This window comes from Flammeovirga sp. MY04 (genome assembly GCF_001682195.2).
In the GTDB taxonomy this organism is placed as follows: domain Bacteria; phylum Bacteroidota; class Bacteroidia; order Cytophagales; family Flammeovirgaceae; genus Flammeovirga; species Flammeovirga yaeyamensis.
This window is the reverse complement of the sequence record NZ_CP003560.2, coordinates 5,031,058-5,056,210: the sequence shown is the minus strand read 5'-3', so window position 1 is coordinate 5,056,210 and position 25,153 is coordinate 5,031,058. Positions and strand designations below refer to the sequence as shown.

General features: G+C 33.6%; 22 protein-coding genes. 14 read left to right on the top strand and 8 right to left on the bottom strand.

Annotation, left to right across the window (positions count from 1 at the left end):
• Nucleotides 1–132: 132 nt before the first annotated feature.
• Nucleotides 133–393: a 50S ribosomal protein L27 gene (gene rpmA, locus MY04_RS20315; protein ID WP_066212902.1), complete on the bottom strand. Its 261-nt coding sequence runs from the start codon at nt 391–393 to the stop codon at nt 133–135.
• A gap of 36 nt (nt 394–429) precedes the next feature.
• A complete protein-coding gene (gene rplU / locus MY04_RS20310; RefSeq protein WP_066212899.1) occupies nt 430–741 on the bottom strand; it encodes a 50S ribosomal protein L21 in 312 nt (103 codons plus the stop codon).
• A gap of 413 nt (nt 742–1,154) precedes the next feature.
• Here rplU and MY04_RS20305 point away from each other — a divergent pair, with 413 nt between their 5' ends.
• The 12 genes from MY04_RS20305 to MY04_RS20250 all read left to right on the top strand — a co-directional run bounded on the left by MY04_RS20305 (nt 1,155) and on the right by MY04_RS20250 (nt 13,110).
• Nucleotides 1,155–1,994, top strand: a complete 840-nt coding sequence (locus MY04_RS20305) for a lysophospholipid acyltransferase family protein (protein WP_084005994.1) — start codon at nt 1,155–1,157, stop codon at nt 1,992–1,994.
• 215 nt (nt 1,995–2,209) lie between these two features.
• Complete coding sequence (locus MY04_RS20300; RefSeq protein ID WP_066212895.1) at nt 2,210–3,400, top strand: hypothetical protein; 1,191 nt, start codon at nt 2,210–2,212, stop codon at nt 3,398–3,400.
• A 120-nt stretch (nt 3,401–3,520) separates the two neighbouring features.
• A complete protein-coding gene (locus MY04_RS20295) occupies nt 3,521–4,630 on the top strand; it encodes a hypothetical protein (protein WP_066212892.1) in 1,110 nt (369 codons plus the stop codon).
• A gap of 159 nt (nt 4,631–4,789) precedes the next feature.
• Entirely contained in the window at nt 4,790–5,380 is a 591-nt protein-coding gene (locus tag MY04_RS20290; RefSeq protein ID WP_066212887.1) for a TetR/AcrR family transcriptional regulator, read from the top strand.
• Between the two features lies 1 nt (nt 5,381).
• Nucleotides 5,382–6,134, top strand: a complete 753-nt coding sequence (locus tag MY04_RS20285) for an outer membrane lipoprotein-sorting protein (protein ID WP_066212884.1) — start codon at nt 5,382–5,384, stop codon at nt 6,132–6,134.
• 8 nt (nt 6,135–6,142) lie between these two features.
• The gene (locus tag MY04_RS20280; RefSeq protein ID WP_066212875.1) at nt 6,143–7,357 is read left to right on the top strand and encodes an ABC transporter permease; all 1,215 of its coding nucleotides are present in this window, start codon (nt 6,143–6,145) and stop codon (nt 7,355–7,357) included.
• Between the two features lie 12 nt (nt 7,358–7,369).
• On the top strand, nt 7,370–8,584 hold the full coding sequence (locus tag MY04_RS20275; protein WP_158297801.1) for an ABC transporter permease: 1,215 nt from the start codon (nt 7,370–7,372) through the stop codon (nt 8,582–8,584).
• Between the two features lie 31 nt (nt 8,585–8,615).
• Nucleotides 8,616–9,287, top strand: coding sequence for an ABC transporter ATP-binding protein (locus MY04_RS20270; protein ID WP_066212869.1), 672 nt, complete (start codon nt 8,616–8,618; stop codon nt 9,285–9,287).
• Nucleotides 9,288–9,289: 2 nt separating this feature from the next.
• On the top strand, nt 9,290–10,474 hold the full coding sequence (locus MY04_RS20265) for a hypothetical protein (RefSeq protein ID WP_066212867.1): 1,185 nt from the start codon (nt 9,290–9,292) through the stop codon (nt 10,472–10,474).
• A gap of 179 nt (nt 10,475–10,653) precedes the next feature.
• On the top strand, nt 10,654–11,700 hold the full coding sequence (locus MY04_RS20260) for a sensor histidine kinase (protein WP_066212864.1): 1,047 nt from the start codon (nt 10,654–10,656) through the stop codon (nt 11,698–11,700).
• Nucleotides 11,681–12,433 carry a LytR/AlgR family response regulator transcription factor gene (locus MY04_RS20255; RefSeq protein ID WP_066212862.1) on the top strand — a complete coding sequence of 251 codons (753 nt, stop codon included), beginning with the start codon at nt 11,681–11,683 and terminating at the stop codon, nt 12,431–12,433. Before MY04_RS20260 ends, MY04_RS20255 begins: the two co-directional genes overlap by 20 nt.
• A 104-nt stretch (nt 12,434–12,537) precedes the next feature.
• Nucleotides 12,538–13,110 (top strand): outer membrane beta-barrel protein, encoded by a 573-nt coding sequence (locus tag MY04_RS20250; RefSeq protein WP_158297800.1) that lies wholly within the window; start codon nt 12,538–12,540, stop codon nt 13,108–13,110.
• A gap of 416 nt (nt 13,111–13,526) precedes the next feature.
• Here the strand turns inward: MY04_RS20250 and MY04_RS20245 are convergent, their stop codons facing one another.
• From MY04_RS20245 to MY04_RS20230, 4 genes are all read right to left on the bottom strand, one after another.
• Nucleotides 13,527–14,234, bottom strand: a complete 708-nt coding sequence (locus MY04_RS20245) for a class I SAM-dependent methyltransferase (protein ID WP_066212856.1) — start codon at nt 14,232–14,234, stop codon at nt 13,527–13,529.
• A 20-nt stretch (nt 14,235–14,254) separates the two neighbouring features.
• Nucleotides 14,255–15,103 (bottom strand): prolipoprotein diacylglyceryl transferase, encoded by an 849-nt coding sequence (gene lgt, locus MY04_RS20240; protein ID WP_066212853.1) that lies wholly within the window; start codon nt 15,101–15,103, stop codon nt 14,255–14,257.
• A 114-nt stretch (nt 15,104–15,217) separates the two neighbouring features.
• Nucleotides 15,218–15,814 (bottom strand): chromate transporter, encoded by a 597-nt coding sequence (locus tag MY04_RS20235; protein WP_066212850.1) that lies wholly within the window; start codon nt 15,812–15,814, stop codon nt 15,218–15,220.
• On the bottom strand, nt 15,814–16,368 hold the full coding sequence (locus tag MY04_RS20230) for a chromate transporter (RefSeq protein WP_066212847.1): 555 nt from the start codon (nt 16,366–16,368) through the stop codon (nt 15,814–15,816). Before MY04_RS20230 ends, MY04_RS20235 begins: the two co-directional genes overlap by 1 nt.
• A 304-nt stretch (nt 16,369–16,672) precedes the next feature.
• Between MY04_RS20230 and MY04_RS20225 the strand changes: the two genes are divergently transcribed.
• The gene (locus MY04_RS20225) at nt 16,673–19,627 is read left to right on the top strand and encodes a M16 family metallopeptidase (protein ID WP_066212844.1); all 2,955 of its coding nucleotides are present in this window, start codon (nt 16,673–16,675) and stop codon (nt 19,625–19,627) included.
• 188 nt (nt 19,628–19,815) lie between these two features.
• Complete coding sequence (locus tag MY04_RS20220) at nt 19,816–21,117, top strand: transglycosylase SLT domain-containing protein (RefSeq protein ID WP_066212837.1); 1,302 nt, start codon at nt 19,816–19,818, stop codon at nt 21,115–21,117.
• 73 nt (nt 21,118–21,190) lie between these two features.
• Here the strand turns inward: MY04_RS20220 and MY04_RS20215 are convergent, their stop codons facing one another.
• Both MY04_RS20215 and MY04_RS20210 read right to left on the bottom strand, forming a co-directional pair.
• Nucleotides 21,191–22,549, bottom strand: coding sequence for a hypothetical protein (locus MY04_RS20215; RefSeq protein WP_066212835.1), 1,359 nt, complete (start codon nt 22,547–22,549; stop codon nt 21,191–21,193).
• A gap of 176 nt (nt 22,550–22,725) precedes the next feature.
• Nucleotides 22,726–25,152, bottom strand: a complete 2,427-nt coding sequence (locus tag MY04_RS20210) for an ABC transporter permease (RefSeq protein ID WP_158297799.1) — start codon at nt 25,150–25,152, stop codon at nt 22,726–22,728.
• Nucleotide 25,153 lies beyond the last annotated feature (1 nt).

The following is a 25,153-nucleotide window of genomic DNA, read 5'->3' as shown; positions in this document are numbered from 1 at the left end:
ATAAAAATTAAATTATTGACACTAAATAATGAACACAATAATTTCTTGATTGATGACAATTTAAATATTGGACATAAAAAAGCCCAAATCTTTTTAAAAGATTTGGGCTTATATTTCTTGTCATCTAATAGACTATTCCGCTGAAGGAACAACTGAGATGAAAGATCTTCCCAATCTTGACTTTTTGAACTCTACAGTTCCGTCAACTAGTGAGAACAATGTGTGATCTTTACCCATACCTACGTTTTGACCTGGGTGGTGCTTAGTACCACGTTGTCTAACTAGGATGTTACCAGCTTTTGCAAACTGACCTCCGAAAATTTTCACACCAAGTCGTTTACTTTCCGACTCTCTACCGTTTCTTGAGCTACCCGCTCCTTTCTTGTGTGCCATGTTTTTTTATCGTTAGGAATTTCGGTTCCAAATAAATTAGTTAGAGATACCTTCGATAAGGACTTTTGTGAAATGTTGTCTATGACCGTTTTTCACTCTGTATCCTTTTCTTCTCTTTTTCTTGAAGACGATTACTTTTTCGCCTTTCACGTGACCAAGTACTTTACCTGTCACTTTAGCACCTTCTACAGTTGGTGCTCCTACTGATACATTATCAGCGTTATCAACAAGAAGAACCTTTTCAAATTCTACCGCAGCACCCTCTTCTTGATCAAGTTTGTGCGTGTAGATGTATTTATTTTCTTCAACTTTGAATTGCTGACCTGCTATTTCTACAATTGCGTACATTATGTCTTCGATTATAATTTCCCTCGAAATGCCTGCAAATGTAACTCTATTTTTTCGGATAGACAAACATTTTATGATTAAAACATTGAAGATTAATCCTTAAAGAATTTAAATACTCCTTATTTGGGCGAAAATCAATGATTGCATACATTAAATAATTCTAAAGAATAAAAATATTCGCTTAAAAGTGAATGAATACTTCTGTAATACACACGTAGTTACTAATCTTAGAAAATTACAATAAAAAGTCTTTCGTAAAAGAGTCTTTCTTCCATTTTTTATTTCGTATTTTTGTGTTATCCTAATTTTATTAAATAAATCAGAACTCACTAACACAATTTATAGTATATATAATAAAGGGGCTTTTATTTAAATAAATAAGAGGACTTACATAGCACAACATATTAGTACTTATGAAAGAGATTAATAAGGAGAAAAAACAGGACATTAAAGATATATTTAAAGATACTAGCTCGGTTGAAACAAAGAATAAAAAGAAGTTCCAACTTATCCGAAGAGATAATTTCGGTAATGTTATATTTTTAAAGAGAATGCTCATTGGCACTTTAGCGGCCTTAACCTATCCCCGATTAAAGTTGCATAACAACTTACAAGTTGAGGGAATGGAGAAGTTAAAAGACCTTCCAAAAAATAATGTTCTATTTGTTTCCAACCACCAAACATATTACACTGACGTTATTTCTTTTTATCACATTTTCGCAAGTGCTAAATGGGGATTTAAAAAAGGAGTTGCTCCTTTACCTATATATATGTTAAACCCAAGGGTGAATACTTATTATGTAGCAGCTGAAGAAACGATGAAACAAAGTGGTATAATACCTAAAATATTTTCATTGGCGGGAGCTGTTACGGTAAAGCGTTCTTGGAGAGCACAGGGTAAAGATGTAAAAAGAGGTGCCGATATTAATGCTCCTTTAAAAATTAAAAAAGCATTGGATCAAGGTTGGTTAGTTACTTTCCCTCAAGGTACAACAAGTCCTTATGCTCCAGTGAGAAAAGGAACGGGTAACATAATTAAAAGTTACAACCCAATTGTTGTTCCTATTGTTATTGATGGTTTTAGAAGAGCTTTCGATAAAAAAGGATTGTTATTTAAGAAAAGAGGTACTAAACTTAAAGTACAAATTAAAGACCCAATCCAATTCTCTGCGGACGCAAGTGTTGATGAGATTGTCACTAAGATTACAAATGAAATTGGTCAAAATCCAGATGATAAGCCTAATTTTAGCTAACTATCTGAAAAACGACAATTTATAATTTAAATTAAAACGGATTATTTTGGAATTATTCAAGTAATCCGTTTTTTTTGTTATATGATTTGTAACAGATTAATATTTTGACTCTTTGCCATTTTCAAATATTTTTTTGCACTCAATCTATTTTTATGAAATAACAATAACTTTCTGACGTTACTTATATAGCTGATTCAGCGATACCTATCATAATCATGAAAAAAATTACCTTATTACTATTAAGTATATTTTTTGTACTTATTACGTATACTGACTCTCTTGCAACATTTACCCCTCCATTTTGGGATGGAGTTTTGTTAGCTAACAAATCTGATGATCAGATCTCTGCCTTTGTAGATAAAACTGAACAAATTAATGAATTAGTCATTATTGCTAATATTAATGGAAAAACCATTAAGCATCCAGTCAAAGATTTTGGAAGGATGTTAAAGGTAAATGTTCAGCCCAATTCTAAAGTCACTGGCTTCATTATGGTGAAGAAACTAGGATTCGTTGTTGCTTCTGTAAAAGTACACGACATCATTTCTTCTAATCAGCATTACCTTTTAGCAAGAAGTGCTGTGATGAAAAATATGGACCAACAAATCGGTTATCAGTTTACTTCCAAAACGTATACTTCTGCTCCTTCGAAGGCTGCTATTACTTCAAACAAACAAAAACACGATGATGTTTTAGATGCCGGACAGGTAGGTGCTGGATTTGTTTTAAAAGAAAACAGAAAAAACAAAAGACATAGAGGGGAAGCTACTCTAGAAGAACTACCAACAACTGAGGAATACAAAGAAGAAAAGATTGAAGTAGTAGCCACAAGAGGGCCTGCCAAAATCAGAAAAGCTTCGAGTTTAGCTCATTTTGAAAAAGTAATCTATAACTCCCTATTCCCTAAATATATTAAAGGAAAGAAAAAAGAACCCACACGTCAAGGTGTTTCTGTTAAAAAAGATGCTCTAAGTTTTGACTCTGATTACCATGTTGTGAAAGATCATGATAGCTGGCTATACTTAGAACACAAAAGAAAGAGTTCAGAAATGGCTTTTGATGGAGAATATTTATTTGAAATAAATACAGATTATTTTGATATACAATATAAAAATGAAGAAGAGGTGTTGTCTTTCTTAGATAAACACTACATCTCCATGAAACCTCATAACAAGAAATTATTAGGTTTTTATTATAGAGGTCATGAAATCATCGCTTTAAAATCTTATCAACCTTATTACGTTCAAATGACTAATCAGAATTTAATGAAAGTAAAAACAGGCGGCAAAACATATACTTTCTACTCTGATAAAAAATACCTTGTAGTGAAAGAAAACGGTAAGATTCTACATAAACTGAGTAAAGACATTCTTAAAATTGATTCCCAATTTTATTACAACAATTAATTAATATTGTGTAATTACTGTCTTTTTTATATAAAATATATTAAATTTAATGACTACCTTTGTTAGTCGTAACTTGATATTACTCCACAATTACTCAATATTTAATAATTTCATTGTATAATGAATTCCAAAAAATCTACTTTTTTCTTAGGTCTATTTTTATTAGTACTGTTTGGATTCGCACCAACCTCTGACTGGGACGGAGTGCTGTTAATTACCAAAAAAGATAATAAATTTTATGCATTTGTAGACCAAGTATCTTCTACAGAAGAGCTACAAATCATATCTTACTTAGACGACAAAAGAACATCTACACCTATCAATTCTAAAGGTGATGTTGCTGAACTTCCAATGACAGAGAATAGCAAAGGATATGTTGCTGTAAAAAAAGGCAATCAGATTGTCTCATCTGTTTTGATCAACCAAATTCGTTACTCTGACAATGACTATTTTGAAGAAAGAGTCGCAAAAGCAGGTGGTAGTTTAGCTGCTGCAACCGCTGCGTCTTCAACTCAAACAAAAGAAGAAGAACCGGTCGTTAAAGATAACCAACCTATTACTCCTCCTGCAGAAGTAGAAGAAAAAGATTCTGTTGAAGTGGTAACAGTAGTTCAAGAAACAGAAGAAGAAGAGGAAATCGAAATAGATATTCCTGAAGAAGAAGCAGCCTCTAGTACATTTGAAATGTCAGTTTATGAAGAGTTTTTAGTGTACAACCACTATAAACACAGCATGAAAAATGTTGACGAAATCAAATCAAGAGACGATCTTACTCCTGAAATTATCGAAGAAGCTAAATATTTAGAAGGCGAATTCGAGGTATTAAATGATTATTACTCTTGGCTTCACCTTAAAGACAAAGAAAAAGGAGATGAATGGGCTTTCGATGGCGAATACCTTTTCAAAATTATCCCGAAATACTTTGTCCTAAAAGATACTGAGAAATACGAACTTAAAGTATTTAGAGACGAACACGATGTTAGAGTAAAACCTCACAACAAAAAATGGGTGGGCATCTACTTTAGAGATCACTTATTATCTGAATTCAAATCAGAAGATGGTTACACTTTCAAAAAGGTAGATAACAATAACTTCAACATCAATATCATGAAACATGAGTATAAAGTAAATTGCTCACCGGATCATGTAACTATAAGAAAAGATGGTAAAGTTATAGAACACTTCAACACAGAATCTCTTAAAGAGGAACCTGTACCAGTGTTTGACTAACCAACCAACAAAAAAATCCACTTCAATTATGAAGTGGATTTTTTTTATAATCTATTTTCTAAAACCAATAACTAATAATGTTTTTCCAATTCTTTTTTGATTTAAAAAATTAATGTATACATTTACATACCGACCAGTTGGTTTGTTATCAAAAAGAAAATGGAGAAAGACACTAAATCACATATTATCGAGGTAGGTATTCGGCTTTTTCAAGAAAAAGGCATGAATAGAGTTTCTTTAAATCAGGTGATCAAGGAAACTGATTTATCTAAAGGAGCATTTTACCATCACTTTAAAAACAAGGAAGAATTGATTGTTGCTTGTGTGATGGCTTTTTGGAATAATCTATCGAAGGAATTTTTAAGTATTCCATATCAAGAATTATCCTTTAGAGAATTGCTTGATTTATTGCTACAACAATATCATATGATATTGAATTCCATGGAAACCAACGGAGAGAATGCATTTGAATTCTATATGAATATTCTCTTCTACATCAAAAACGATAATAAGCTATTAGATATGAGTAAGGGGTATTTTACTCAATACAATCAAATCCTTTCCCACTGCTTATTAGAAGATCAGAAAAAAGGAATTATCAAAGAGGACGTGGATATTCAAACAACCGCACAACATGTATCTATAGCTTCAGAAGGTTTTGCCTTAATGGCCTTTTCAAAGATCTATGATGATCCTATTCCTGTAATCGAAAAAATTTACCATCAGATTTATAATTCAATTAAAAAGTAAAATGAAAAAATACATTGCACTAAGCTTCGCTTTATTAGCGTGTATCTCTACGACATTTGCACAAGATGCGAAAGAGATAATAACAAAAATGTTAGACCAACAAAGAGGAAAAAGTAGCTACGTAAATATGACAATGAAAGTGGTCAGGCCTACTTGGACTAGATCGATGGAAATGAAATCATGGTCTAAAGACACAGATAAGTACTTTTTAATTTTGATTACCTCACCAGCAAAAGACAAAGGTTCTGCTTCTTTAAAAAGGCAAAAAGAAATGTGGAGTTGGACACCTAGCATTGAAAGAACTATCAAAATATCTCCTTCAATGATGAGTCAGTCTTGGATGGGTTCTGATTTTACTAACGACGATTTAATGAAAGGTTCATCAGTAGTTAATGATTACTCTCAGAAGCTTTTAAGCAAAGAAACCGTCAATGGTGTAGAATGCTATAAAATTGAATTAATACCTCATGAAGATGCAGCAGTAGTGTGGGGAAAAGTAGTGACTTGGGTATCTACAGATGGACATTATAATCAAATGAAAGTTGAGAATTATGATGAAGATATGTACTTGGTTAATACTATGAATAATTCTGAATTAAAAGAAATAGGTGGACGTTACATGCCTACTCGTATGGAGATGATTCCTGCTGATGAGGACGGTAAAAAGACCATTATGATCTATCATGATGCAAAATTTAATCAGAAGATATCAGAAAGCTTCTTTACACAACAGAATATGAAAAAAGTTAGATAATCTCTCCTATGCTTATAACTAAAATTGCATGGCGAAATCTATGGCGAAATAAAAGAAGAACAATTACCAGTATCTCTTCTATCTTCTTCGCTGTGATATTAGCCATCCTGATGAGATCTCTTCAAGAGGGTTCTTATCAGCAAATGATTGATACCGCTGCCCGATTTTACATGGGCTATGGACAAATCCATATGAAAGGGTACTGGGAAGATAAATCGATTAATAACCTAATTGAAGACAAAGCAGATATTAGAAAAACTGTTCTTGAAAACCCTAATGTCACTGAGGTTTTTGGTAGATTAGAGACCTATGCAATGGCAGCGACAGATTCTATGACCAAAGGTGTAATGGTAGTTGGAACTGAACCTAAAGGGGAAAATCAGCTTTGTAATTTATCGTCCAAAGTAATTGAAGGTAAGTACTTATCTGATGATTCAAAGGCGATTCTTATTGGAGAAGGGTTAGCTAAATATTTACAGCTTCATGTAAATGACACTATCGCTTTATTAGGTCAAGGATACCATGGAGCAAGTGCTGCCGAGTTGTTTCATATTGGAGGGATTATCAAACACCCCAATCCTCAAATGAATAATCAGGTAATTTATATGACTCTGCCTACGGTTCAGCATTTTGTATCTGCTGATAATATGATCAATACCTATATACTGAATATTAATAATGACATTGATCAAACGGTAGTGGATATCAGAAATACAATATCAAAAGAGGATTACGAAGTGATGAGCTGGTCGGAACTCTCTCCCGAAATGGTCAACCTGATAGAAACAGATAGAGCAGGTGGAAAATTAATGATTGGTATACTTTACGTCGTTATTGCCTTTGGGATCTTTAGTACCATACTCATGATGACTATTGAGAGAGTGAGAGAATTTGGTATTCTTACTGCAGTAGGAATGGAAAGATTCAAGATATATAAAATGCTAGTCACCGAAGCATTAATGATTGGGGGTATTGGTATTGCCGTCTCCTATCTGATAGGTTATCCAATTTTATTGTACATGGAAAGTCACCCAATTTATCTTTCTGGAGCACAAGCTAAAGCAATGGAAGATATGGGTATGGAAGCAGTCCTTCAATTTACAGCAAACATTGATATCATTTTACCTCAAGCAATAAACATGTTTGTTATCATGATATTGTGTACACTGTACCCTATTTACCATGTTTCTAAGCTTAAAACTGTAGAAGCTATCCACTCTTAAGGTTTAATGATTATGATGATAACAAAAATATCCTGGAGAAACGTTTGGAGAAACAAACTCCGAAGCGGTATACTGATTGCATCCATTGCGATAGGCCTTTTAGGGGGAATCTTTACTATGGCAGCAATCAATGGAATGATGGAGTCCAAAGTAGAAGAAACTTTGATAACAGAGCTGGCAAATGCTCAAATTCATAAAAAGGGATTTGAGGTGACCAATAACTTTTCAGATTCAATCCCTCAGTTTAAAACTATCTTAAACAAACTAGATAGTGATAGCATACTTAAAATCAACTCTCCAAGAGTGGTGATTAACGGAATGGGAAGTTCTGCAAACGATAGTCAAGGTCTTAAAATTATTGGCATTGATCCTGATAAAGAACGTAAGGTAACGGACATCGAAAAGTTCTTTAAAGAAGGTGATTATTTCGAAGGCAAAAGAAAAAATCAGATTGTGATTGGTGCTTCTTTGGCGAAAAAACTAAAGGTGAAAATCAGATCGAAGATTGTGATTGCCTATATGGGTCCAAACAAAGAAATGATCAACACCGCTTATAGAGTGGTGGGTATTTTCTCTACCTCTTCCCCAGAATTTGATAAATCTGTCGCATTCGTGAGAAACAAAGACATTTGGAGAAATACAGGTGAAGAATTTATTCATGAGATCGCTTTTGCCTCAGAAAACGGAGGTACTTTCCCTGAAAAAATTACCGATAAAATTCAATCAACGATCAACGAGGATGGATTAAACGTTCAAACTTGGAAACAAATTGCTCCTGAGTTGGCGACCATTGCTGAGTCTGGAAACACCCAGAGTTATATTATCCTTGGCATTATCCTTTTTGCTTTAGGTTTTGGTATTCTTAACTCGATGACCATGGCCATTTTTGAAAGATCGAGAGAACTAGGTGTATTAATGGCCGTAGGTTTAAACCGTTCAAAAGTCTTTCTTATGATTGTACTGGAAACGATTTACCTATCCATGATTGGTGCAGCTATCGGAGGTGTTTTAGTCACTGTATTAATCAATTACTTTGGAGAACACGGATTAAAATATGCCGAAAGTAGTATGGGTGGTTTCAGTAACATCCTCTACCCTAACCTGCCCCTAGAATCATTTATTCCTTTATTCTTTATGGTATTGCTTACCGCAATTGTTTCTGCATTACCGCCTGCATTTAGAGCAATTAGACTGAACCCAGCCGAAGCAGTTCGCTACAAAGGTTAAATGAAACCCATCACCATTAAATTTTAGAAAAATGATTGAAATTAAAGATATAGTTAAAACATATAACGAAAATACAGTTCCGGTTCACGCATTAAATCATGTCAACCTAAGAATTGAAGAAGGTGAATTTACAGCTGTAGTTGGACCTTCCGGATGTGGGAAAACCACTTTCTTAAATATTCTTGGAGGATTGGATGCTCCCACATCAGGTGATATATTAATTGATGGCACCAACTTGCACGATCGCTCCTCTGCAGATATGATTACCTATAGAAGAGATCATATTGGTTTTGTTTTCCAAGATTATTCCTTGATGCCGGTCCTTACTGCAAAAGAAAATGTAGAGTTCATTATGGAACTTCAGGGACGACCAAAAGAGGAAAGAGCTGCACGTTCTAAAGAATTATTGGATGCTGTTGGGATAGGAGATAAAGGCGATCAATTCCCAACGAAATTATCCGGTGGGCAGCAGCAAAGAGTAGCAGTAGCTAGAGCTTTAGCATCAAAACCTAATCTTATTCTTGCCGATGAACCTACTGCCAATTTGGATTCTAAATCCACCGCCGATCTACTAGACATCATGCGATCTTTAAATGAGAAGGAGAACATCACTTTTGTTATTGCCACTCATGATCAACGTGTGATGGATAGAGCGAAAAGAGTGATCACCTTTGAGGATGGTAAGATTATCGACATGAAATAAAAATGCGACAACATCAATATTATTATATCTTCCTCTTCTTTCTGTTCATTTCGTTTACTTCAATTGCTCAAGAGGAGGAGGAAGAGAAAACATCAAAGTTTAAAGAGAACTTTGTGGCCGATGGATATTTAAAATACATGCAGACCATTGCTGTTCAAAAAGACTATACAGAAGAATGGTTTATTGATAACCTTATCCACAATCGTCTTAATTTTAAATATTATGCGGGAGATAAATGGACTTTTGGATTAAGTGGTAGAAACCGTCTTATCTACGGTGCTTCCCCTAAGATGATCCCTGAATATGCTAAACAGTTTGGCAATCAAGATCAATATGCATTCAATATGTCTTATGATTGGATTACGGGGAAATCTTTTGTCTTAAACTCTGAAATTGATAGAGCTTATGCGGATTATTCCACCGGAAATTGGCAATTTAGAGTAGGTCGACAAAGAATAAACTGGGGTGTTTCTATGGTATGGAATCCTAACGACCTTTTCAACACCTACTCATTCTTTGATTTTGATTATGAAGAACGTCCCGGTGCCGATGCTATCTTGATTAGAAATTATATAGGTGCAACAAGTTCTATTGAGGTGGTATTCTCTCCGTCCAATCAATTTGACTATTACAACATCGCTGGTTTATATAAATTCAATGTTTGGCAGTACGACTTTCAAGTGTTGGGTGGTTATGTAAGAGAAAACTATCATGCTGGTGCTGGTTGGGAAGGTCAGATTGGTGGAGCAGGATTTAAAGGAGAAGCTACCTATTTTATTCCTGATTATGCAGGTGAAGACGCTTCTGTAGTTGCCGATATATCTCTTGATTACACCTTCAAGAACTCTTTATATCTACATACAGAAACTATTTATAATAGTAATGGTGCCACAAGTAAAATTGGAGCCTTAGATCCTAACCTAGAATTAACACCTAAAACCTTGAGTTTATCAAAGTTCGCTTTCTTTAATGAGGCACAATATCAAATCACTCCTTTAACACGGTTAGGGGTAAACAGTATTATAAATAGTAATGATTTATCGTACTATATCGGTGGTAATGTGACCACCTCATTTAGTGATAACTTTGAGCTATTGGTATTTGGAATGTTTTTCTTTGGGGACGAGGATTCCTTATATGGACAAGGCGGATCTCAGATCAATTGGCGTTTAAAATGGAGTTTCTAGGATAGAAGTACTTTTTGATGTCAACAATTCACTCATCAATTGTTACAGTTTAAGAGAAAATACGACGATTCAGTAGAAATATATTCATTATATACTTTAGTAGGCCTACTTTTGCATAGTTGATTCATTAAGAGAACAATGCAAATGCAGGCCTTCTGCATATCATCCATAAAAGATATATGAAAAATTCTCAACTAAATAAATTTGCTATCCGATTCAGTATTGTATTCATAATACAATTGATCTACAAAGGTTTTGACCAGAGTTTCGATGGCTTTTTTCCTTTCACTGAAAGAGCGGCGGCATTTACTGTTGTCTTAACGACTATCTTTTTGTTGGGTTGGTATGTAGCAGAATGGATCAATAAACCTTTGAAAGGTTTACAAACGATTTATCAATTACTGATCAATATTTTGATTGGGTTTGCGATTGGTGTTTTTGCCAATACTATTTATCGTTTAGGAGATACTTATATCTACGATAATGGGCATTTATGGGCTGATATTTCTTTCATCAACCCAGAGTTTTCTTTTGGAATAACAATGTTTTATTCCATCATTTATATCACTAACTTATATTTGATAAGAAACCTCAAATTGAAGGAACAGGAGATTATCAATAAGGAATTGGAGAAGGAAAATGCTATTTCTCAGTTCCAGGCATTAAAGGCACAAATTGAACCTCATTTTCTCTTTAATAGTTTAAGTGTTCTTTCTAATTTGGTACATTCTGATGCAGATTTAGCTTCCCAATTCATTATCAAATTATCCAATACATTGAGGTACATTATCTCTCAAAATCAGAGGACATTAATCGATTTGAAAACCGAGCTGGACATTGTTGAAGATTACTTCTTCCTGTTAAAAACAAGATTCAACGATGCCATACAATTGGATAATCAAATAGTTACCGAGATATTAAAAAGTACAATGGTTCCTCCAACAAGTGTACAATCTTTAATAGAGAATGCTGTTAAACATAATAAGCTTTCTAAAAAACATCCGTTAGTTATTAAAATGGAAAATAAAGATGGTGAAATTATTGTGAGTAACACATTGAACAAAAAAGAACATGTAGAAAACTCTACTGGTTTGGGCTTGAATAACATCAAACAACGTTATCAGTTAGTAGCTCAGAAAACCGTAAAAGTAGAGGAAACAAAGGAATTCTTCACCGTCTATTTACCAATAATAAACCAATCTGAATATGAACATTCTAATCATTGAGGACGAGACACTCACTTCAGATCGATTGGCGGGGTTAATCAAAGAGTTTGATCCTGAACTGAATATTATTGGTCAGGTTGACTCTGTCGAAAGCAGTATCGAATGGTTCGAAAGTAACAAGGCTCCCGATTTAATCTTCCAAGATATTGAGTTGTCTGATGGCAACTGTTTCGAAATTTATGATCATGTAAAAGTGGATGTACCCATCATTTTTACAACTGCTTACAGTGAATATGCATTAAAATCGTTTCAATTAAATAGTATAGATTATGTTTTAAAACCCTATGATAAAAAAGACATTAAAAGGGTTTTAGAGAAGTTCTTGAAGTATAAAAATCTATTCTTCACCACAGAACAAGAAGGGCTTAAAAAAGTAGCTTCTCCCAGCTCCCAAAATTATAAATCGAGGTTTATGATTTCTATCGGAGACCAGTTTAAGAGTATAAAAACAGAGGAAGTTTCGTATATAAAATATGAAGAGGGGCTTTCTTTCCTTCATCTATTTGATTCAACATCAAGATTTCCGGTGGATAAGAGTATATCTACTTTGGAAGATGAATTGGATCCATCCTCTTTCTTTAGAGTGAATAGAAAATATATTATTCATATCAATAGTATATCAAAGATAAATACATGGTTTAACTCTAGGCTTCAAATTGATATTGGAGCCGACGATGAAATTATTGTCAGTAGAGACCGTGTAAAAGCCTTTAAGGAGTGGCTTGATCAATAAAACAACTCCTTAATCACATCAATTTATCCGCATAGAAATTCGCCTCTGAAAAGTGGCCTGTGACTTCTTATGCAAAATTTTCAATCAAAAAAGTAACAAACACAATGAAAAAGCTTTTTATTATCCTAGCATTTTTAGCCTTTCAGTTTACTGCTCAAGCTCAAGATCAATTATTAAATTTTGGTGTAAAAGGAAGTATTGGTATGTCTAATTTTTCTTTTGGAACATCTGGTATTGATACCGACACGAGACAATCTTGGGAAGGTGGCCTAATGTTAAGAGCAAATATTCCTGTGCTACCAATTTATGCGCAAGTTGAAGCACTTTATACTAATGTTGGAAATACATTTACGGTGGGAAATCAAGCACCACAAGAATTGGTAACTAACAGAGTGGAAGTTCCTATAATATTAGGTGCTAAGATTGGTTTAGGTGATGTTAGAGCTCGTGCATTTGGTGGTATTATCGCTCAAAAAACAGTACGTGATAACCTATCTGAATTTAGTAATGAAGTCGAATTAAACGATTTCGGATGGGGATGGCAAGCAGGTGTTGGTGCCGATTTCAAAAAGTTTACTTTGGATCTGAAATATCAGAAAGGAGCCAACATAGCAGCTCATGGTCCAAGTATTGAGAGTAATCAATATTTAGTAAGCTTTGGTTATTTCATCTGGTAATTAGAATTCAAAAAACCACATATAGTTCTAGGATAATTTGAGATAGTATATCTCATTTTATCCTTTATAAAAGTAAAAAGCATTGATCTGTTTATTGATCAATGCTTTCTGTATTTTAGATGAAAAGAGGGAACTAATTTTTTCCAAAAAACGGAATAAAACAATATGCTTTTATTGCAACACCCACCGTACATAGGGCTATTGATAAAACAACAGACATTCCTACTTGGTGTAGTGTAACTCCCATAGTAGTAAAAAATACTCCGAAGAGTAGCATTAATAACTTATTAGCTTGCATTAGGTGTAACTTAAAATTCGGGATTGTTAAATATTATTCACAAAATTACCAATCGGTACCGAATTACCTAACTTTTCTACACATTATTTTGTTTTAAAAATCTCTCCAAGGAATCTTTTTATTTTATCCCTCCAAATGCACCAAAACACATGTTTTTATGCAGGATTTCGACCTTAGAAAAACCTATTTTTTTCATCAATTCTAATTGATAGGTCATTGATCTAGGAGAATCTTCTTTTTCGATATAGTCCAAGACATTTTGAGCATATTCCTCACCTCCTACTTCAGTTAGATATTCTTTGTATAAAGCCCATGTATATTCATCTAACCTAGGGTCATCTTGAGTAATCAAATCGGAAATCATAAAGACTCCACCAGGTTTAAGTAAAGAATATATTTTAGCAAAAGTTGTTTCCCAATCTTTATCATCCCTCAAGTGATGTAATACAGCTCCAGCTAAAATGATATCGAATTGTTTCTTTGGTAGATCTACCTCACGAATATCTCCTTGCTTCATATCGATTGTTCCGGTGGTATGTTCTCTTACTCTCTCCACTGCTTTTTTCAACATCGGTAGACTTAAATCAACAAGTGTACAGTTTAGATCGGAAACTTTCGAAAGCATCATTAATGTATAATTCCCCGCACCACAGCCAATATCTAATACATGTTTAGCATGAGGTACTATGCGTTTAGAGGCCTCTGTGATCAGTTCTAAGGAAACTTTGGCGTCAATTGTAGATACTTGCCCCGTATCTAAATTGGAAAAACGCTCGACATCCTTATCAAATCGTTCTTTGATTTCTGCAGTTGTTGATTTAATCATAATAATTAGTTTGGTAAAAATTATAATGCAGGAGTTAATACTGCATTTTTTGATTTAGTGGTTTTCCATCCATAAGTCATTAAAGCAATACCTACAAGTACATAAGGAATACTTAATAATTGTCCCATGTTGAATGTAAGTCCATCTTCAAAGCCTACTTGATTCTCCTTGATAAATTCTATAAAGAATCGGGCGGTAAATATTAGAGAGAGTACTAAGCCACAAAAGAAGCCATTCTTTAATTTCGATCGGTAATTTTTGTAGAGGAACATCATTATTCCAAAAATGATAAATAATGTAATTGCTTCGTATAATTGTGCCGGATGCCTAGGCAATGCATCTATTCTCTGAAAAATAAAGGCCCAAGGAAGATCGGTTGGAATACCTATAATTTCTGAGTTCATCAAGTTGGCCAATCGGATAAATCCACAACCTAACCCACATACTACGGCTAACAAATCAAGTATATCCAAAAATTGGTGTTTTGCCTTTTTAGAATACACAAACAGTGCAATAATTAATCCCAAGGCACCACCATGACTTGCTAAACCACGGTAACCTGTCACTTCAAATCCTCCTTCAGGAAGAAATTTAATAGGTAAGATCATTTCTATTGGATGATCCAAAAAATAGGAAGGTTCATAGAACAAACAGTGTCCTAAACGTGCACCCACAAATATTCCTATTACACTATAAGTAACTAACTTTTCATAGTTCTCTTTTGGCAGATTTTCCTTTTCAAAAATTTTCCCTAATACCAATGAGCTGAAATAAATTCCGAGCATAAATAAGAGGCCATAATATCTTAATGAAAGTCCAAATAGGTTAAAAATTTCTGGATCAGGATTCCAGGTAATAAAATTTAGCATAAGTCGATAGATTAGTTTAAAAATTAGAGATTTAAGTCAGATAGTTTAACGATAAACACAAACAAATATAGATGAAAAAAGGTGATGTAAATATAATTTCACATCACCTTATTCCTAAAATATTACGATTCCTACGAGGGCACTCAATGCAATTAATGCAATAGGATGTACTTTTTTATCAAAGAATTTGAGGACAATACCTACAATCACAAACAGAACGATTGAGGCATAATGAATGTCCGTGAATGAATCACCAAAGAAGGTGCTTTCTGCAATTTTCCATCCTGCAAAGAAAATCAGCGCGATGGTTACCGGTTTAATTCCGAAGAAAAATGCTTGCTTCCATTTATTCTGTTTCATTTTTCTTAGAATTTCAGATAAGGCAACAATACATACAACGGAAGGTGTGGCTAAACCGGCAGTGGCAAATAGACCTCCTATTAATGCTCCTAATCTCCCTCCTACAACCATTCCTGCTTCGTTTCCTACAAATGTAGCCGAGTTAACAGCTATAGCACCTGGAGTCATTTGTGCCAAGGATAATACATTATAAAACTGTTCTGGCTCCATCCATCCATTCTTTTGGAATTCTACCACAAATAAGGGGACCATGGCCAAACCTCCACCGAAACTAAAGAATCCAATCTTTAGAAATGTGAAGTATAAATCGATATATACCTTTAAGGCTTCTATTGAGAATGCTTCCATCATTATTTCAGTAGTTTTTTAATTTGATTAGGCATTGTTACTAGCATCAAAATGCCTGTGACTGCTCCAAGTATGATTAATAAAATGGGGTGGATATTGAAGACGAATAACAATATACTAGCTCCTAAAAAGATGGATAAACCAAACTTTTCAGTAATACTACCTTTAAACATTTTCCAAACTGAATGACCAATTAATGCCACAATACAAGCTCTTGCACCTAAGAAAGCTTTCTGAGCGATAGGATGTTCGAAAGAAGTATTAAAAAGGTGATAGATTATGGTAATCACTAAGTAAGAAGGTGCCATTACACCTATGGTGGTCATGATCCCTCCTAGTAAACCTTTCTCTCTATAGCCCACAAAAGTGGCCGCATTAATAGCAATGGTTCCTGGAGTCATTTGAGCAATGGACATGATTTCCAATAATTCGTCATTGGTGAGCCATTTCTTTTTATCAATTAGTTCTTTCTCTAAAAGAGGAACCATAGCGTATCCACCTCCAAAGGTGAACATTCCTACTTTGAAAAAGCTGAAAAATAATTCTAAGTATATCATTGGTTCTGTAATCAGGTAAGGTCGTGTTTTGACTTATCAACAATAATACAATATACATTCAACTATCTTACAGTTACTTTACAATCAATAAGAGAAAAAATCAATCAAACGTTAATTTCTCTAAAAAACACAATTGAATACCCTATCAAAGCCGCAGATTCTGTTATATGCTTTTTTCAACAAATAATTTTACTAATTTGCTTTATTATTAGATTATTAGTTCACTAATTACCAAAAACAAAGTGTCAAATTTACTAGTGAACCACTCTGATTATAACATTATAATTTATACTAATCATTCATTATGACTTACAAATCAATTTTAGCTTCTGTCTTGATGTCAGGTGCTTTGTTGCTTGGTGGTAATTCTACCCAAGCACAAGAAAAATCAGAACTCGAGTATAAAACGGTTCCCAACGACCCTCTAAAAACTAGAATTTATACTCTTGATAATGGTTTAAAAGTGTATCTATCGGAATACAAAGATGCCCCAAGAATCCAAACGTATATTGCTGTAAAAGCTGGCGGTAAAAACGATCCGGCTAACGCTACAGGACTTGCTCACTACTTGGAACATATTATGTTCAAAGGCACTTCACATTTTGGTACATTAGATTGGGATACAGAAAAAGTGTATTTAGACAGTATCGAAAACATGTTCGAGCACTACAGAACACTTACAGATCCTGAAGAAAGAACTGCCTACTATAAGAAAATTGACCAAGTATCAAACGATGCTTCTAAGTATTCAATTGCAAACGAATACGATAGAATGATCGGTATGATCGGTGCTAAAGGTACAAACGCTTACACTTCCAACGATAGAACTGTTTATGTAAACGACATCCCTGCCAACGAATTAGAAAGATGGTTGGAAATTGAAGGTGATCGTTTTAGAGAAATCGTACCTCGCTTATTCCACACAGAGTTAGAGGCGGTTTACGAAGAGAAAAACAGATCTTTGGATAATGACCAAAGAAAAGTTTTCACTGCCATGTTTGAGTCAATGTTCCCTAATCACCCTTATGGAACACAAACAGTAATTGGTACGATCGATCACTTGAAGAATCCATCGATCACAGAAATCAAGAAATATTTCAATACATATTACCGTCCAAACAATGTTGCTATTTGTTTGAGTGGTGATTTGGATCCTGATAAAACAATCGCTTTGATCCAAAAGTATTTTGGTGATTGGAAGCCGGGTGATATTCCTGAGTTTACTTACAATGAAGAAAAGCCAATTACTGCTCCAATTGAAAAAGAAGTATTTGGTCCTCAAACAGGAATGGTATTCCTAGGATATAGAATGCCTGGTTTAGCATCAGATTCTAGAGATCTTCTTAAAGAACAACTATGTGATATGATTTTGGCCAATAGTGCTGCAGGTTTAATCGATTTGGACTTGAATCAAACACAAAAAGTAGTGAATGCATCAAGCTTCGTTTATCCGTTTAACGACTATACTGTACATTGTTTGTATGCTATCCCTAGACAAGATCAAACGCTAGAACAAGCGAAAGATTTACTTTTAGCTGAAATGGATAAGCTGAAAAAAGGTGAATTCGAAGATTGGTTATTGGAAGCAATTGTCAATGATTTCAAGAAATCGGAAATCAAGAAATTAGAAAGTAATTCTGCTCGTGCTGATGCATTTGTACAAGCATTTACAAGAGATATCAAATGGGAAAACTACATTGATGACATCGAGGTAATGAAGACAATCACTAAAGAAGAAATCGTGAAGTTTGCTAACGAAAGATACAAAGACAATTATGTAGTTGTTTACAAAAGAGTTGGTGAAGACCCGAACAAAATTCAGGTAGATAAGCCATCAATAACAAAAGTAGAATTGAACAGAGGTAAAACGTCGAAATTCTTTGACAATATTGCTTCTCAAAAGCCTGCGAAATTAACTCCTATGTTCTTGGATTACGAAAAGGATATTCAAGAGGGTAAACTAAAGAGAAAAGTAGTTGTTCGTTACAAACAAAATGTAGAGAACGATTTATTTAACTTATACTACATTATTCCTGTTGGTAAAGATACTGATCCTACTTTAAGTCAGGCAGTACAATACTTAGAATTCTTAGGAACTGATAAAATGTCATCTCCTGAAATCAAACAAGAATTCTACAAATTGGGGGCAAGCTTTAGCGTAAACTCTTCTGCTGATCAGGTGTATGTTTCTTTGAGTGGATTGACAGAAAACATGGTTGCTTCTATCCGTCTTTTCGAGGATTTATTAAACAATGCAAAAGCAGATGAAGCTGCATTGAAAAATATGATTGCCAACGAAAAGAAAAGTAGAGAAGATACACAAAAGAACAAAGGTGCAATTCTATTTACAGGTTTAATGAATTATGGCTTATATGGTGCTGACAACCCTGTAACGAACGGTTTATCAAATAAAGAGTTGGATCTTCTAACTCCTGAAAAATTGGTAAACAAGATTCATCAGTTAACAAAAATGGAGCATCACATTTTATACTATGGTCCTGAATCATTAAAATCTGTAGTAGCAACTTTAAATAAAGAACATGTAGTTCCTAAGAAATTACAAGCTGTTCCTGCTGAGAAAGAATTTATGATTAACGATATCGACAAGCCAAAAGTATATTGGGCACATTACGATATGGTACAAGCAGAAGTTCTATTCTTAGCTAAAGGCGATGTTTATGACCCTCAAAGAATTGCTGCAGCAACGCTTTTCAATGAGTATTTTGGAGGTAGTATGAACGCTATTGTATTCCAAGAGATGCGTGAAGCACAAGGCTTAGCTTACTCTGTTTTCAGTAAATATGGTGTTGCTTCTGAAAAGAACAAACACGATTACACTTTAGCATACATCGGAACTCAGTCGGATAAACTTAAAGAGGCAATGGCAGGTATGATGAAATTACTTGAAAATCCTCCGAAAAACGAACAATCATTTGATGCTGCTAAGAAAGCTGTATTAAGTAAGCTTGAAAGTGAAAGAATTACTAAATCAAGCGTATTATTTAATTATGAAGCAGCCTTGAAAAAAGGAAATGATCATGATATCAGAAAAGATATTTATGAAGCAGTACAAACATTAACGATAGATGATGTGATGAAATTCCATGATGATTTTATCAAAGGAAAGCATTACAATATCTGTGTAGTGGGTGATGAAGAAAAACTAGATATGGAAACGTTAAAGAGCTATGGCGAATTAAAAGAGCTATCTCTAAACGATATCTTCGGTTTTGACAATGAGCCAAGAGATGCTCAATAAGCCCCAATAACCAATAAAAATAGCCAAGTTCTATCGAAGAATTTGGCTATTTTTTTATGTTCTTAAATCGATATTATTGATTATATTAGTAATTGATGATCGATTATCTATATTTTTGCTGTTGACAATTTCTAATATCAAATAATCGATACATTAGAAATACACAAATTAACCTATCTTCTAGATATATGAATTCAAGAATTATTTCTATACTTCTCTTATTTTTTCCTTTACTATCCTTTGCCTCTTTAGAAAACATTAATGCGCCTATTCCTTCTCAGTTTGAATTAATGGGATCAAAAGTGGTCATTACAAAAGGAGGAATGCAAAAGATAATGGTCAAGTACAATAGTTTAACTCGATCAGAAAAACATTACAATGAATTGCTCGAAAGATGTAATTCTTACTTCCCATATATTGAAAGAGAATTATTAGCAAGAGGAGTACCAGGGGAATTTAAATATCTTGCTTTACAAGAATCTTTATTGGATGGAAATGCAATTTCCAATGCAAAACCTCCTGCAGTTGGTTTCTGGCAGTTTAAAGATTTTACTGCAGAAGAAAGAGGTATGAAGATCAACCGTTCTTTGGATGAAAGAAAGAATGTAGTATCCGCCAGTATTGGTGCTGCTGATTACTTATCAAAGAATTATTATTATTTGGGGAACTGGTTCTATGCTATGATTTCTTATCATGATGGTTTAGGTGGGGCGAGAAGCTATATCAGAAACCATAAGCTTAACTATTACAATCATGTAACAATTAACGAGAATACTCATCCATATTTGATTCATTATTTAGCTCACTACTTTGCATTTAAAGACAAAGTTGGTTTGGATGATGGTCATTTCGTAATGATTGAATTCCCTACAAACGGATATACTTTAAAAGAGGTTTCTAAATTTACGGGTCAATCTCTAGACATATTAGCTAAAAATAACACTTGGTTGTATGGAAGTTACATCCCAGAAGATAAAGTTTATTCTGTAATGATCGAAAGTAAGCCTGATGAAATCAATCAGATTGTTGCAAGCTTATCGCCTTATGCTAAACCTCGAAAAACTAGAGCTAGAAAAGATATATTTAAATTTTATGCTGATTCTATTCAGGAAAACTATCCATTTGTTTTACCTATAGAAAAAGGTGTGCAAGGAGAGAAATTTGAATTGGCCTTAGTGAATGGAGTAAAAGCTGTCATTCTTCATGAGGACATGACACAAAAAGAATTATCAGAAGCTGTGGGTATTTCTAAAGGAAAGATTAGAAAATACAACTACGAAGGTAAAGATGATGTGCTCATCAAAGACTCACATTATTATATAGCTCCGCTTCCTCTAACTATTCCTGAATCTTATCATATTATGAAAGACAATGAGACTTTAACATTTATTGCCGTTAAGTATGGTATATCGCTTAAAGCGCTTAAAAAATTGAATGATGTAAGAAAGGAAGAGGATGTAAAAACTGGGGATAAGATTTATTTCAATTAATATATTCTATCCACAATAAAAAGGCCGAATCACTAAAATGATTCGGCCTTTTTGCTATACATAATTTCTAAGATTAAGCTGATTTAAAACGATTAATCAAAGCTTCAAAAGCTTTTTCATCACCAAAATCTTTATATACATCCTTTGCTTCGGTGTAGAACTGTGGTAGGTCTGAATCTTCTTTCTTTATTTCAGAAAAAACAGCTAATCTCCTTAGTGCCACTAAGCATTTCAAATCTATTTTATTGGATGAACTTTCTTTTAAAGCTTTACTATATAACTCTTTAGCCAGTTCAACTTCATCTCTATTGATTCTCCACTCAGCTTCTACAAAATGTTTCCACGTATTGAATAATTTAGGAGAATAACCCGCCCAATATTTAAATCTATCGTAAATCTTTCTTAGCTCCCCTTCTCGACTTTCTTTTTGGTTATTGATGTAAACGGCTTTCATGACCAATAATGAAGGATGTAAAAGTGTTCCTTCATAGATTTCTGGGCTTTTATCAATTAGCATGATTACCTTTTCAAGATTTACCCTTTCTGTCATTTTTGATAACTGATAAAGTTGTAAGATCTCTGTGACAATCGGTTTTTCATCAAAGGCTACGTTTTCTAAATCATGATGCGACTTTCTTAAAGCTTCACTCTTGTTCACTCCAGAAAAAAGAAGCATTTGATAATACCTTTTTACATTTTTCCCTTTTAAGTAATTATCATTTGATTTTAGAATGAGTGAAAACTTCTCGTTGATCATCTCTAAACAAACTGATAACTCTTCTAACCAAGGAAGAATGATAAAAGCATAATCAGAATAAAAGTTATTAATAATTCTTTTATTATTAGACTTTTCAATTTCTGACAAAGCAACTTGAGCATAATCTTTAGCCAAATGCATATCCTCATACTTTGTTATCATGTACCTAGATAAGCCTAAACACCCATAAGGAGTGATTTCGTTTAAACCATTTTCTAAAGAATAGTTTATTATTTCAAGTGCACACCACTTATAGAACTCCCAATCTTTTATTTCATCACAAAGCATAAAGGGAGCAAGGATTCTTAAATAATAAGAAGTTTCATCTAAAGGTTCTTGTTTTCTGGACTGAAAAGCTAGATCTATAGAATCTTCTCCTATGTTTTCCAATAACCTAAGATGTTGTAAGGAAAGATCTCTGTGTAATTGATTACCTGATTGAGGTATATCATACCCAAACAGAGTAATGTATTTATAAATTGAATTTGATACTTCAGTAGATTGTTCGTATCGAATAGAATGTAGCAACAGGCGCATCAAACCATTGGATTGATCGTTGATATTTTCTACCGATTCTAGTGAATTAACAAGGCAAGATTTATTGGCAGTATAATCCGATTGATTAAGGAAATCATTTTCACTTAATAAAAAGGATGTATCGAATTTATTTTTCACTGATGCAAATTGTAATTAGGTAACGTAGCAAATGTAATAAATATCTCGAAGATATAACTTTAAGTAATCTTATAATACAATTACAACTACAGATAATTAACCTTAGATATAGTAATTCAACAAAAAATAACAAGATCACAATATTTTGATAATCAATTATTTGAGTGATCTTGAAATTATACTCCAGCTTTTAAATCTTCTACAGGATTCTTTAACCCTGTCTTTATTACATGATAACTTACTGTAATCATGGTCATCAGTAAAGTTAATCCACCCGAAAATAAATAAGCACCAATATCAATATTCACCGCTTTTGGAAAGTTATCCAACCAAAGTTTCATGGCCAAATAAGCTGTAGGCCAAGCCACAACACAAGCGGTAATAACAAGTACGAAAAACTCTTTTGATACAAAAAGCATGGCTTGAGTATCTTCCATACCTAAGGCCTTACGAATCGCTATTTCCTTGTTTTTTCTAACAGTAATAAAAGAAGAAAGCCCGAATAAACCCAAATTCGCAATTATTACACCAATGATTGAAAATATAAGAGACACTTTTGCTAATTGTTCCTCTTTTTTAAAGGCTTGTTCTATTTTCGATTTTAGGAAAAATGTATCTAATATCCTGTATTCTACTACTTGAGACCATTTAAAATTGAGTTGTTTTTCCAATATATTCCAATTAACACCATCTCTTATTTTTAATGCCAAAAATTTGTTAGAAAACCTTGAGGTTGCTCTATTACCGTTATTCACATCAATAACGAAAGGTTCTATTGGCTTATGAATTGGTTCATAATGAAAATCTTTGATGACACCCGCTATTTTCTGATATCCCCTTGAAGTATAAAATTTCATTCCTAAAGCTTCTTGAGGAGAGGAATAACCAGCAAATTCTATCAACTTTTCATTAACGTAGATCTCTCTTTCGCGGAGTGGACCAGTAGGATTTTTAGCGAGTATTTTAAAATCAAAGACTTTAAATACATCAGGATAGGTAACTACACTTGCATAAAATGCTGAGGGTAGTTTTTTATTCCCTTTCTTAAATGTAAAAGGATAGTTCTGTACCCAAACTCCTAGCAGTTCATCGATAGCAGTTACCGCTTCAACATCTTTTAATTGTAAGAACTTTTCTCTAATAAGATGGAAATTACTTTTCTGATATCTGACTTCACCCATTGGAACAATCACAATATTCTCTTGGTTAAACCCTATATCAGAATTTTTCATAAAATCCAACTGTCTTTTCGATACATAGGTACTAAAAAGTAGAAACATGGAAATGATAAACTGTGTAATCACACTCCATTTTCTAAATTTCTTTTGTTGATATCCTTTCGGTGAAGTATCATGTAGTCCTTCCAAAGGTTTAAAACCAGATAAATAAAACAAAGGATAAAAACTTGATAACGCCCCAACAAATAAGCCACTACTTCCTACAAGCAAAACAATGTTTTGAGGATCAGCATTTTCTAATATAAATCCTGAATCACTCAATAAATCATTTACAAAAGAAAAGAGTAATTCCAAGAATACAATAGCACCAAACATGGAGAGTACACTTAGAATTGCCGCTTCAACAACAAATTGATTGATTAATTCTGTTTGATCGGCACCTATTGCTTTTCGAATACCCACTTCTCGAATTCTTGTAGAGTAGCGAACAGAAGATAAGTTCATAAAATTAATAGCCGCAATAACCAATACCATGATGGCAATTGCACTAAAAATATATATGTACATATAGTCTCCATTCTGAGACATTTCGAAATCCAAATCAGAATACAAATGAATTTCTTGTATAGGCTGTAGGTATAATTCTACGTAATCTCTTAAGTAAGATGGAAATTTTGATGGATCCTGAAGTAAAATTTCAAAGTCAGCTTCTAGTTCTTCTGGTTTCACACCATCTTTTAAAGTGATATAGGTCCAACATGGGTTCCAAACCCAATCTTCTTTAAAAAATAGTTCTCGATTGGTCACATTCAAAGTGGAGAAGGAAACCAAAATCTCAAAATCGAGATGAGAAGGGTAATTTTGTTTATCAACTACTGCTGTTACCTTGAGGTAATGCTTTTTCTCATAAAGAATTTTTTTACCAATTGCACTTTGATCTCCAAAATATTTTTTTGCAATTTCTTTTGTAATCACCACGCTACCTTCTTCAGATAAGGCTGAATTTTTATCTCCTTCCACTACAGGAAAGTCGAAAACCTTAAAAAAATCATCGTCAGTAAAGTATAAATGGTTTTCGTTAAATTTTTGTCCTGCAACTGAAATCACATGAGAATATGCCTGATGATTAAAGAAACGGACAGAGTGATCTATGTAATTAGGGTATAATGTTTTTATCGTTGGACCTAAAGCTATAGGGACACTTGCAGACCTTTCTCCTATATCTTGAGTGTCGATAATTTCTACTACTCTGTAGGTTTTATCTGCATTCTTATGAAAAGAATCATAGGATAACTCATAGTTTACCAAAAGAACCAATAGGGTAAAGAAAGCTATTCCCATTGACATCCCGACAATGTTAATACCTGAGTAAACTCCATGTTTTTGAAGATTACGAATACCTATGAGTATATAGTTTCTTAGCACT